General features: G+C 72.8%; 7 protein-coding genes. 1 reads left to right on the forward strand and 6 read right to left on the reverse strand.

Going from position 1 to position 12,323, the window contains the following annotated elements; genetic code table 11:
• Positions 1-28: 28 nt before the first annotated feature.
• The 3 genes from IE317_RS00235 to IE317_RS00245 all read right to left on the reverse strand — a co-directional run bounded on the left by IE317_RS00235 (position 29) and on the right by IE317_RS00245 (position 5,387).
• Positions 29-2,866 (reverse strand): glycoside hydrolase family 2 TIM barrel-domain containing protein, encoded by a 2,838-nt coding sequence (locus IE317_RS00235; RefSeq protein ID WP_191305965.1) that lies wholly within the window; start codon positions 2,864-2,866, stop codon positions 29-31.
• A 99-nt stretch (positions 2,867-2,965) separates the two neighbouring features.
• Entirely contained in the window at positions 2,966-3,967 is a 1,002-nt protein-coding gene (locus IE317_RS00240; protein WP_229902387.1) for a LacI family DNA-binding transcriptional regulator, read from the reverse strand.
• A gap of 31 nt (positions 3,968-3,998) precedes the next feature.
• Complete coding sequence (locus IE317_RS00245) at positions 3,999-5,387, reverse strand: amino acid permease (protein WP_191305966.1); 1,389 nt, start codon at positions 5,385-5,387, stop codon at positions 3,999-4,001.
• A gap of 149 nt (positions 5,388-5,536) precedes the next feature.
• On the opposite strand from IE317_RS00245, the gene IE317_RS00250 reads away from it, so the two are divergent.
• A complete protein-coding gene (locus tag IE317_RS00250; RefSeq protein WP_191305967.1) occupies positions 5,537-6,442 on the forward strand; it encodes a glutaminase in 906 nt (301 codons plus the stop codon).
• Position 6,443: 1 nt separating this feature from the next.
• Here IE317_RS00250 and IE317_RS00255 read toward each other — a convergent pair whose 3' ends face one another.
• The 3 genes from IE317_RS00255 to IE317_RS00265 form a co-directional block, all read right to left on the reverse strand.
• A complete protein-coding gene (locus tag IE317_RS00255) occupies positions 6,444-9,833 on the reverse strand; it encodes a DEAD/DEAH box helicase (RefSeq protein ID WP_191305968.1) in 3,390 nt (1,129 codons plus the stop codon).
• A 92-nt stretch (positions 9,834-9,925) separates the two neighbouring features.
• Entirely contained in the window at positions 9,926-10,543 is a 618-nt protein-coding gene (locus tag IE317_RS00260) for a helix-turn-helix transcriptional regulator (RefSeq protein WP_191305969.1), read from the reverse strand.
• Positions 10,540-11,649 (reverse strand): threonine synthase, encoded by a 1,110-nt coding sequence (locus IE317_RS00265; RefSeq protein WP_191305970.1) that lies wholly within the window; start codon positions 11,647-11,649, stop codon positions 10,540-10,542. The genes IE317_RS00260 and IE317_RS00265 overlap by 4 nt, the downstream gene beginning before the upstream one ends.
• Positions 11,650-12,323: the final 674 nt, after the last annotated feature.

Consider the following 12,323-nt stretch of genomic DNA (forward strand, 5'->3'; position numbering starts at 1 on the left):
AGCCTGCTTGAGCCGGGTGGGCGCGAAACTAGCGGCCCGGCACCGGCCGGAACCACAGCGTGAACTCCGTCTTCTGCGGCACCAGCCGGTACCGAGGCAGCACCCCCGGCCCGCACGACGCCGTCCCCAACCCGTGCTGGGCCACGTCCAGCGTCAGGTGCACCAGCTCGCCCGGCACCAGATCATCGGTGTGCCGCGCCTCCTCCAGCGCCGCCGCGGTCCAGCGGCGGGCCGTGAAGTCGAAGACCGGGTCGCCGTCGATGCGGAGGCCCGCGCCGTCCGGGGCGGTCAACGCGGCCCAGCGCACTGCCGTCCGGTTGCCGTTCTCCTGCGGGAAGACGTACGGCGTCTGCAACCCTTCGACGCTGCTGGAAAACCGGCCGATCCGGGCCGCTTGGCGGCTGTCCGGGTACGCCTCGCCCGGGCCGCCGCCGAACCACTCCGCCGAACCCCACGCGCCCGGGATCGCCATCGCCAGCCCGAGCCGGGGGAGCGTGCCGGGGAACTCGCCGTCCGGGGTCACCTCGACGCGCAGCCGGAGGCGGTCGTCGAACGCCGTCCACGTGTAGTCCGCGAACAGCCCGAACGGCTGGGCCGGCGGCGCGACCCGCGTGCGCACCACCAGCTCCTCGCCGTCGGCGTCGACCGCGATCACCCGGTGCTGCATCCGGTGCAGCCCGGCCTCGCGCCACTGGTCGGCGTCGGGCCGTCCCGCGAACGTGCCCCGGTCGTTGTCGGTCGTCGCGCGCCAGACGTCCAGGCGCGGCCCGGTCACGACGTGCCCGCCGAGGGCCGACAAGGTGCCCGTCGCCGGGTCGAACTCACCGGCTCCGAGCACCAGCCGCCCGCCGGTGCGGAACACCGGTCCGCGCGGCGGGAGCGGTGCCGCGACCGGTGCCTCCGACACCGCCAGCTGTCCCCACCCGACGACGTGCCCGGCCGGTGCCCACGCCGTCGACGAGGTCAGCGCCGCGGACACCGTCAACCAGGACTCCCCGCTCGTCGCGGGCAAGGAGGGCCGCGACACCACCGTGCTCTGTCCGGACAGGACCGGAGGCACCTCGAGAACGCCCTCGGCGACGGCGATTCCTTCGTCTTCGAGCACCCAGGTGAACGTGAGGTGCCCGGTGTCGACGAAGTCGTAGTGGTTGCTCACCCGGATCCCGGACGCGTCCGCCTCGATCCGGACCGGCTCGATCACCTTGGCGAACTCGGCCAGCCCCGGCGACGGCGTCCGGTCGGGGAAGACCAGCCCGTCGATGACGAAGTTGCCGTCGTGGATCGGTTCGCCGAAGTCGCCGCCGTAGGCGAAGTGCCCGTCGGCGGCGAGGCCGTGGTCGATCCACTCCCAGACGAACCCGCCCTGGCAGTTCGGGTACCGCTCGAACAGCTCGCGGTACTCCAGCAGCCCGCCCGGGCCGTTGCCCATCGCGTGCCCGTACTCGCACTGCAGGAACGGCAGCTCCCGGCGCCGCGCGTTGTCGTCGTCCTTGCGGCCGATCCGCTCGACCTCCTCGTGCGTGGCGTACATCCGGCTGTGCACGTCGACGTAGGCGCAGTCGTGGTCGCCTTCGTAGTGGATCGGCCGGGTCGGGTCGCGGTGGCGCACCCACTCGGCCATCCGGGCGAGGTTCTCCCCGGTGTGGCTTTCGTTGCCCAGCGACCAGAGGATCACGCTGGGCCGGTTCTTGTCCCGCTCGACCGTGCGCCGCATCCGGTCGAGGTACGCCTCGGCCCAGATCAGCTCGTCGCTCGGGTTGCCCGCCCAGCCCAGCGGCTCGAAACCGTGGGTCTCCAGGTCGCACTCGTCGATCACCCACAGGCCGTAGGTATCGCAGAGCTCCAGGAAGGCCGGGTCGGGCGGGTAGTGGCTGGTCCGGACCGCGTTGACGTTGTGCCGCTTCACCAGCAGGACGTCGGCCAGCGCGGTCTCCGGCGAGACCACCCGCCCGGTGCGCGGGTCGTGCTCGTGGCGGTTAACCCCGCGCAGCATCAGCGGGCGCCCGTTGACCTTGAGCTGCCCGTCCTCGATGGTCACGGTCCGGAACCCGATCCGCACCGGAACCCGCTCCGCCGCGGTGGACAGCGTGCCCTCGTACAGCCGCGGCGTCTCGGCGCTCCACGGCTCGACCGGCAGCTCCAGCGCTTCCCCGGCCGGGTGCGCGGTGACGCCCAGCTCGGGAATGTCCAGCACGACGTCCGGACGGGTCTCGACCCGGACCGTGCCGAGGCCGGTGGTGTGGTCGTAGTCCGCGCGGATCCAGTAGTCGCCGATGCCGCCGTCCGGCCGGGCGAGCAGGGTGACGGCGCGGAAGATGCCCGAGGCCCACCACATGTCCTGGTCTTCGAGGTAGCTGCCCGCCGACCACTGGTGCACGCGCACCACGAGGACGTTCCCGGCCGGCCGCAGCAGCGGCCCGACCTCGAACTCCGACGGCAGCCTGCTGCCCTGCGTGACGCCGAGTTCGGTGCCGTTGAGCCAGATCCGGCCGCAGGAGTCGATGCCGTCGAAGCGCAGCACCGCGGATCCGGCGGGCCAGCCCGCGGGCAGGTCGAACCGCAGCCGGTGGTCGCCGGTCGGGTTGTCCGACGGCACGTGCGGCGGGTCGACCGGGAACGGGTAGGGCACGTTCGTGTAGGCCGGCCGCCCGTGGCCGTGCAGCTGCCACAGCGAAGGCACCGGCAGCTCGTCCCACGCCGAGTCGTCGAACCCCTCGGCTTCGATCCCCGACGGCGCGGCCGCGAGGCTCGGCGACAGCCGGAACCGCCAGGTGCCGTTCAGTGACAACGATGGCGCGTCGGAGGTGAACGCCGCGCGCGGCGGAAGGGAACCGCGGCCGGGGCCGGGGTCTTCGAGGTACGACATGGGGTCCTTTCCGCGTCCGCCAGGCGCCCGAGAACGTTCCCGTGAACGTTCACGGACCGCTTCGCAGTGTGCTGCGCGGCGGGACCGGGTGTCAAGCGATCAGGCGGATTCGCGCAGGTGGAGGCGGGCGCGGACGATCAGATCGGCGGCCTCGAGGGGTGCCGCGCCGGTGACCAGCCGGGCCGCCTGCTCGACGGCCAGCGCGCCGACCGCGCGGGTGTCGATCGCGACGCTGGAGAGCTCCGGCTCGACCAGGGTGCCGAGGGTGAGCCCGTCGAACCCGAGCACGGCGAGGTCGGCGGGCACGCGCAGGCCGAACCGGCGGGCCTCCCGCAGCGCCCCGATGGCCATCACGTCGTTGAAGGCGAACAGGGCGGTGACGTCGGGGTGGGCGGCGAGCAGGGTGGCCAGCGCGGCGCCGCCGCCGTCGACGCTCTGGGCGCCGGCGGCGATCCAGCCGGGCTGCACCGGCACCCCGCACTCGGCGGCGGCCCGCAGGAACCACCGGCGGCGGACGCTCGGGGCGGGGTGCCCGTCGAGCATGCCGATCCGCCGGTGCCCGCGCGAGACGAGGTGGGCGACGGCCTCGCGGACGCCGTCCTCGCCGTCGATCACCACCCCGCTGAACCGTGGCGTGCGTGGTTCGCGGTCGATCAGGACGACCGGGATGCCGGCGGTGAGGCGGTCGAGGTCTTCGTCGGACCGGCCGAAGTAGCCGGTGACCGCGTCGACCTGGGTGCCGATCACCCGCAGCGTCGCCAGTTCCTGCTCGGGGTCGTCGGCGGTGTCGTGGACGACGACGTGCCAGCCGCGGGCGCGGGCCGCCTCCAGCGCCCCCTTCGCGACCTCGGTGAAGAAGGGGTTGAGCAGGTCCGGCACGACGAGGCCGATCGTGGTGGTGTCCGGCCGGACCAGGCCGCGGGCGAAGCGGCTGGGGCGATACCCGAGCTCGCGGACGGCGTCGAGGACGCGCTGCTTGGTCGAGCCGTCGATCTCGGCCTTGTCGTTCAGCGCGCGCGAGACGGTCTGCCGGGAGACCCCGGCCGAGCGGGCGACGTCGTGGATCGTCACCCGCCGGGGCTCCGTGCTGCTCGAGGACACGCGTCGAGTATGCCCGCCCGGCCGGCGGCGCTTACCCGAGCGGGGTGCGTTCGCGGCGCTTCACGAAACGCCAGCCCACCGCGAGGACCACCGCGAGCACCGGGATCGAATAGAACGCGATCTTCTCCGCGCCGTCCGAGAAGCCCATCAGCACCACCACCAGCACCAGGAATCCGAGCGTCGCCCAGCCGCTGTAGGGCGCCCACGGCATCCGGTACGACGGGCGCTCCAGCTCGCCGCGCAGGGCAGCCTGGCGCAGCCGCAGCTGGCAGAAGATCAGCGTGGCCCAGGTGCTGATCACGCCCAGCGACGCGATCGCGATGGCGATGTCGAACGCCTCCTTCGGCACCAGGTAGTTCAGCACCACGCCCAGCACGTACGCGACCGACGTGAACAGGATCCCGCCGTAGGGCACCTGCCGCCGGCTCATCCGGCTGACGAACGACGGCGCCTCGCCCTGTTCGGCCAGCGACCGCAGGATCCGGCCCGTCGAATAGAGACCGGAGTTGACGCTGGACAGCGCCGCGGTCAGCACCACCGCGTTCATCACGTCGCCGATCCCCGGGATACCGAGCCGGCTGAACACGGTGACGAACGGGCTCTCGTCGCCGCTGTAGAACGGCCACGGCAGCAGCATCGCCAGCAGCAGCACCGAGCCGACGTAGAACACGCCGATCCGCCAGACCACGCCGTTGATCGCCTTCGGCAGCACCTTGCGCGCGTCCTTCGTCTCGCCGGCCGCGATGCCGACGACCTCGATGGCCGAGTAGGCGAAGATGACCGCCTGCAGGGTCATCAGCGCGATGCCGATGCCCGCCGGGAAGAGTCCACTGTGGCCGGTCAGGTGGTGCACGCCGGCCGGGGTGCCGCCGATGTCCGCGCTCGTCAGCACCAGGCCCGCGCCGACCACCAGGAACACGACGATGGCCAGCACCTTGACCACCGAGAACCAGAACTCCAGCTCGCCGAACACCTTCACCGACAGCAGGTTCACCACCAGCAGGACGCCCAGCGCGATCAGCGCGGTGATCCATTGCGGCACGTCCGGCAGCCACTTGTGCACGTAGATGGCGACCGCGGTGATCTCCGCGATCCCGGTCATCGCCCAGTTCACCCAGTACATCCAGCCGGAGGCGAAGCCGGCCCACGGCCCGATGAACTTCCGCGCGTAGGTGACGAAGCTGCCGGAGCTGGGCTCGTGCAGGACGAGTTCGCCGAGCGCGCGCATCACGAAGTAGGCGGCGAGCCCGCAGATCGCGTAGGAGAAGATCAGCGACGGGCCGACCTGGTGGAGCTTGCCGCCGGCGCCGAGGAACAGCCCGACGCCGATCGCGCCGCCGATGGCGATCATCTGCACCTGGCGGTTGCCCAGTGCTTTCGAGTAGCTTTCACCTTTTTCGGTGAGCAGCGAGGAATCCATGGTTACCGGACGCTAGAGCCGTGTGCGGGAGGTCACCAAGCGGGCTAAGGAAAACTTAAGGTGTGCCGGACATCACGGCGGGAACGGCCCGCTTCCGATTCGACCGGGGCGCCCGCGGTCCGGATCGGACGGCCTTCTACGCTCGGCCCGTGGAGCTCGCGGCGCTGCTGGACCGGATAGCCGACGACGTCGCGCCGGAGATCGGCCGCGGCGCCGTCGCGGACTACATTCCCGCGCTGGCCAGGGTGGAGCCGTGGCGGTTCGGCATGGCGGTGGCCGAAGTGGACGGTGCGGTGCACGGCGTCGGCGACTGGGAGCGGCCGTTCTCCGTGCAGAGCATGTCCAAAGTGTTCACACTGGCGCTGGCCCTTTCGCGGGGCGACAGCGTGTGGGCGCGGGTCGGGCGCGAGCCGTCGGGCGACCCGTTCAATTCGCTGGTCCAGCTCGAACACGAGGACGGCATTCCGCGCAATCCGTTCATCAACGCGGGCGCGCTGGTGGTGACCGACGAACTCGCCCGCCACGGCGACGCGGCGGACGCGTTGCTGGCCTTCCTCCGCCGGGAAAGCGGGCGCCAGGAGATCGCCGTCGACCTCGAGGTGGCGGCTTCGGAGGCGGGGCACGCCGACCGCAACCGCGCCCTCGCCTACTTCATGGCCTCCTACGGCAACATGCGCCACCCGGTGCCGTCGGTGCTGGACCAGTACGTCCGCCAGTGCTCGATCGCGATGAGCTGCGCCGACGTCGCCCGGTCGGCGTTGTTCCTGGCCCGCCACGGGGTCCGCAACGACGGCTCGCGGCTGCTCGGGCTGAGCGCGGCGAAGCGGATCAACGCGGTGATGCTGACGTGCGGCACGTACGACGCGGCGGGAGAGTTCGCCTACCGCGTGGGCCTGCCGGGCAAGAGCGGCGTGGGCGGCGGCATCGTGGCGATCGTCCCGGGCCGGTGCGCGGTGTGCGTGTGGAGCCCGGGACTGGACGCCCGCGGCAACTCCGTCGCCGGCGTGGCCGCGCTGGACCGGTTCACGACACTGACCGGCTGGTCGATCTTCTGAGTCAGTCCGGACGCGAGCCGGTGTTCCGGACGGGCAAGGCCGTGGCCAGGACGTCGAAGTACCGCTGATCCTGCCAGCGGCGGCGATCCCCGATCACGTACAACCGGCGCTTCGCCCTCGACACCGCGACGTTGAGCAGATTGGGCTTGGCCGCGGCCCACCGGCGCGCCCCTTCACTGGCCGGGTCGCTGCCGAGCACGATCACGACGACGTCGGCTTCCTGCCCTTGCACCGTGTGGACCGTGCCCACCTCGATCGCCGAGGACCAGCCGCCGGACCTCTGCCGCACGACGCGCTGGGCACCCCGGATCACGTCCCGGAACGGGCTGACCACCCGGATGGCGCCCGGGGCGACGCCGAGCCCGGCGAGTTCGTCGAGCAGCAGGCCGAGCGCCTGCCCTTCGGCCGGGACCCAGTGCTTCTGCGCATGCGCGGCCGGGACGTCGATCCACTCGTCCCGGCCGGGGTACGGCGGGCGGTCGCCGGTGCCGTAGACCATGAGCTCGCCGCCGTAGGCGATGCGGTTGGAGATTTCGAACATCAGCCGGTCGCACCGCCGGTGCACCCGCAGCGGGGCACCCACCCAGGTCGACCCCTCACCGATCGGATCGGGCAGGGCGGTCCCGAACCGGTTGAGCCGGTCGGCCACGCGCTGGGCGGAAGTCGCGTCCGGCAGCCACTCCTCGGCGACGGAATACCGCTTGAGCAGCGCCGTCTGCGCGGTGGACGGCAGGGTGACGATCGGCTCCAGCTGCTGGGGATCCCCGACGAGCACGGACCGCCGGGCTCGCCAGATGCCGCCCGCGGTCTGCTGGGGCGTGGCTTGGCCGGCTTCGTCGACGAAGAGCCACCCCAGCGCTTCGGGGCCCAGACGGCCGAACAGCCGCGGCAGTGACGCGAAGGTCGTCGAGATGACCGGCACCACCAGGAACAGCGTCTGCCAGACCGCGAGCAGGGTTTCGTCCCGGAGCTTCGGGTTCCCGCCGAGCACCGCGACGGCGGTCGTGAGGTTGTCGCGGATCGGCGCGCCCGCACCCAGGATGAAGGCCTTGTGCAGCCGGAGCGCCTCCAGGGTGACCCGGTTGCGGGCGGCGGTGAACTCCGGGTCGGCCCAGGGTGCGCACAGCTGGAGGGCGTCGTCGCCGGTGAACGCGGCCGGATCGGGAACCCGGTCCGGCCACCGGTTGTGCGCGGCGGCGAGGAACGAGGTGAGCTGGTTCAGCTCGAACTGGGCCCGGTCCCGCCGGCCACCGGCGTCGCGAAGCCGGGCGTCGAGGGCGGAGCCTTCCGCGGCCAGCTGGTGCAGCGTCGCCGCCCACCGCTCGGCCGCCTGTGCCGCCTGGTCGCGTTGACGGCGCAGCCGGTCGTGTTCGGCGTGCCACGCGCGTCCGGCCCGGAACAGCGTCGAGACGGAGACCCAGAACCCGGGCTTGTCCGCGCGGTGGTCGCGGTGGACCGCCGTGGCGTGCTGCAGCGCGGCCGTGGCGGCCCCGTGCCCGCGTTGCGCTTCGGTGATCCGGCCGCCCAGGACCGCCTGCTGGTGCCGGAGCTGGGCCAGCACCGCTTCGGCGTCGCGCAGGCCGGCCTCCCGGCCCGGGCGGTCGTGCAGGGCCCGGGCCACCTGCGCACGCTCGGCGGCCAGCCGCGTGCACACGGCCTCCGCCTCGCGGAACCGGCGGACGGCCGTCGCCCAGTCGTCGACGGAACCGGGCTCGTCCCGCGCGGCACGCAGGATCCGTTGCATCCCGGGGATGTCGGGCTTCGCGTCCCGGTCCTCCGTCGGCAGGGTTTCCTGCCCCCACCAGAACCGGTTGGCGAACTGGCCGCAGTTCTTGCGGTTGCCGAGCGTGGCGGCGAGCAGGCCCCACGCCGGCTTGCCGAGCACGTGCGTGGCCAGTCCGCGGAAGTAGTCGACGGCGGCCGCGGCCTCCTCGGCGCCGCCGACCGCCGCCACGCCGGGGATTTCCGCGGTCACGTTCGCGGCCGCCTTGTTCCCGGAAGTGGCCACGAGGATCTCCGCGCCGGTCACGGTGGGGGAGACGCCGCGGACGGACGCCGAGTACCGCTCGGTGATTTCGACCCGCTCGAGCTCGCCGGTGAACGCCGCGGCAGGCGAAGACAGCCTCGCGAGCGCCTGGGCCCGCTGCACCAGCACGGCGGCGACGACGTCCCGCAGCAGGGTGGTCTTCCCGGTGCCGGGCGGCCCGTTCACCGCGAACAGGCCGCCCGCGTCGCCGAGCTCGGCCATGATCCGGTCGACGGCGAACTGCTGGCTCAGCACCAGCGGCCGCGCCGGGTCGCCGGGCCACCGCCCGAGCGGCAGCCGGGCGGGCTCGACCCCGTCGAGCACGGCGCGCGGGGTGGCGCGGACGTCGACCCGGTCGCCGACCGGCACGGACCCGGCGTCGGACAGGAAACCGCGCAGACCGGTCCCGAGGTCGCCGGTCCGCACCGCCTTCGCGATCTTGGCGAGGTCGTCGACGTGGAAGCTGTTGAGGAACGTGCTGTCGCGGGCCTCGGCGGCGTCCTTGACCCGCACCTTCGTGCACTGGATGCGGACGCCCTGCGGCCCGAGCGGGCCGGTGACGCCCAGCGCCTTGGCCAGTTCCGCGGTGAACTCGTGGAGTGCCGCCGCGGTGAGGTCGAACGCCGGCGTCCGGGCACCGGCTCCCGGCTCGGCCGGCTTCTTCTTCGCCGGAGTGAGCAGCTTCTCGGCGAAGGTGCCGGCCACCGCGCCGGCGATCCCGCCCACGACCGGGCCGGCGAGCGAGGTGACCGCGGTGGCCGCGGCGGTGGTGACGGCCGCGCCCGTGGCCTTGGCACCGGCACCGGCGGCTTCCCGCGCCGCCTCCTTCGCGTGCTCGCCCAAGGCCTGCATCGCCTTGCCCTGGCGGGAGGGTGGGCTCAGCCGGTCCAGGCCCTCGGCGAAGCCGCGTTCTTCGGCCTCGAAGCCGTCGAGCCAGCCGGTGCCGTCCGGGCCGTTCTCGCTCAGCCGGCCGAGGGCCCAGGCGCAGGCGGAAAGCGCGCCGGAACCCTCGACCAGGAAGCCGTCGGCGTCGACGGTGAAGGCGAACAGGGCCGCCTGGCCGGTGCTGCGGCCGTCCGGCGGGGTCGTGTCGTCGCCGAACGCCCGGGCGAGCGTGTCCCGGATCGACGTCAGCTCGTACAGGCCGCCGTAGACGGTGAACTGCCACGTCAAGCTCGCGCGCAGTGGACGGGCGGTGAGCGGGTGGCCTTCGGACCACGGGGTCTGCTCCCGCGGGCCGAGGTCGAACACCAGCTGGTCGGCGCCCGGGCCGCCACGCCGGTCGAGCTTGGGCACGGTGGCCGGGCTGAGTGTTTCGACGGCCCGCCAGAACTCCACGGTGCGCGCTCGGCTGTCCCCCTGCATGAGCCCCCTCACGTCTGTGGCGGGAGTCACTGTACGCCATGGTCGTCACAGCGGGTCACCGACCGGGTGACCCCCGTCGGAGGGGTCCGGGCTCAGCGCAGGTAGTTGTAGACGCTGGCCCGCGAGATCCCGAGCAGGTCGGTCAGCGCCGGCACCGCGTTCTTCAGCTCCAGGAAGCCCCGCTCTTTCAGGGCGCGCACCAGGTCCTTCTTGGCGGCGGCCGGAAGGCTGCGCGGGGTGTGGCCGCGCTCGGTGGCGTAGTCCTCGACCACGGCGCGCAGCTCGTCGGCCGTGCGGGCGCGCAGGGACTCGGTGAGCGGGGCCGGTGCGTCGGTCGCCGCGAGCCGGGTCAGGGCGTGGGCCGCCGAGCCGAGGAGGGAGACGTCGAGGTTGAGGCACAACGCCGCGACGTACTCGCCGCGGCTGTTGCGGAGGCCGATCGAGGTGCTCTTCGCCGGCCTGCCGTCCGGGAAGCGGTTCGGGTAGTTCTGCAGCACGTCCGGGAAGCTAGCGTCCGCGATCCGGGCGAGGCCCAGCTCGGTCGCCGGGTCGCCGACCGCGCGGCCGGACAGGCCGCCTTCGATCGCGCGGACCGCGTGGGCCGGGTCGCGCAGGTCGTGCAGCACCACCTCGCACAGGCCGGGGAACATCCGGCCGAGGGCGTGGGCGATCTTCTCCGCCTCGCGCAGCAGCAGCTCGTCCTCGGTCATCCGATCAGCTCCCGCAGCTTGTCCGCCGCCTTCAGGCCCGAGCCGGTGAGCACGACGACCGTCGTCTCCCCGGGCCGGATGGCACCCCGCGCGCGGAAGACGTCGATCGCCGCCGCGGCCGTGGCGCTGGTCGGCTCGGCGTAGAGGCCGAGGGACGCCAGGCGGCGGGCGGCCGCGGCGATGGCGTCCTCCTCGATCGCGGCGGTGTCGCCGCCCGAGCGCCGGATCGCCGCGACGACCTCCGGCAGCCGCACCGGACGGCGGATCGCCGTCCCCTCGGCGACGGTCGGGGCGAACGGCGGTGGCTCCCGGTCGTGGAAAGCCGCGTCGACGGGGGAGCAGTTCCGCGGCTGCGCGACGAGCAGCCGCGGGCGCTTCGCGATCGACCCGGCTTCGAGGAGTTCCCCGAACCCGAGGTCGCAGCCCAGCACGATGCTGCCCGCGCCGGCCACCGTGACGACGGCGTCCGGCGCCCGGAAGCCGAGGTCCTCCCACAGCTCGTAGGCGAGGGTCTTGGTGCCCTGCAGGAAGAACGGGTGCCAGTTGTGGCTGGCGTAGGTCGTGCGGCCCGAACGGCGGACGGCTTCGGCGGCGGTGTCGTCGCGGGTACCCGGCACCAGCTCCACGACCGCGCCGTACGCGCGCGTCTGCAGCACCTTCGCCGGCGAGGTCCCCTCCGGGGCGAGGACGGTCGCCGCGATCCCGGCCGCGGTGCTGTAGGCCGCCACCGACGAGCCGCCGTTGCCGGAGCTGTCCTCCAGGAGCTCGCGGACGCCGGCACCGGCCAGCGCGGAGACCATGACGCTGGACCCGCGGTCCTTGAAGCTGCCGGTGGGACTGAACCATTCGAGCTTGAACCGCACGTCGGCGCCGCCCCAGGCCTGCGGGACGAGCGGGGTGCAGCCTTCCCCCAGCGATACCGGGCGGAGGTCGCCGGGCAGCGCGGCCCGGTACCGCCAGAGCGAGCGGACACCCGTGTCGACGTCTTCCGGGCGCAGGCCGGGCCGGGCGGCGACGGTCAGCGGAGCGCCGTCGTCGCCCCGCCAGCGCCGGGGGTCACCGGGGTAGCGCCTCCCGGACCGCTCGTCGGTGTACCAGTACTCCACCGCCACCTCCTCGTCTGGACGAACAGTCCAAGCTTAGACGTACCGTCTAGTGCTACTGCGGAGTACGCGAAATGTCTTCAGCTTCTTCTCAGGAAAGGCTTGTAACGCACGGGCGGAAAATTTCGATCACCTCCTGCTGGCCGGCGTACCGCTGGTGGCTGCCCGAATACCGCCGGTCGTCCCCGGCGGGGTGGCCGCGGCCGCCGATGTCCCCGTTCGTGGTCTTGTGAGCACCGAGAATCCGGCGGCTGCGGCCAATCCACTGTGGACCAGCAGCGCTCTGTGCGGGGCTGCCACGTATTCTTCGCTCGATTCTTCCGATGCTCCCGAAATGCACCAAGAAATCACCGAAGACAACCGGGGAAGAGTGGTGCGTGCGGGTCGCCGAAGCGAACATTTCCGCACGCGCGCTTTACCGGCGGGATAAGCGCGGCGACGCGCGGGGAAACGGCGGACCCGACGGTCGGCGTGGTCCGGTCCGGCCAGCGCGGCCGCGTCCGTCAGGTGGGATGGCTTGCGCCGTCCGGCGCCGCGGACCGGGTGGACCACGCCGGGGAACCGGTCTGCCACGCCCGGTCGGGGCAATGGTGGCGCCCCCGCGAGGGGGAGAACGTGACGGCGACGTTAAATTCTTGCGCCGTCGGCCTGGTCGATCCCGAATTTTCTGAACCTCG

Source organism: Amycolatopsis bullii (assembly GCF_014654205.1).
GTDB classification, from domain to species: domain Bacteria; phylum Actinomycetota; class Actinomycetes; order Mycobacteriales; family Pseudonocardiaceae; genus Amycolatopsis; species Amycolatopsis plumensis.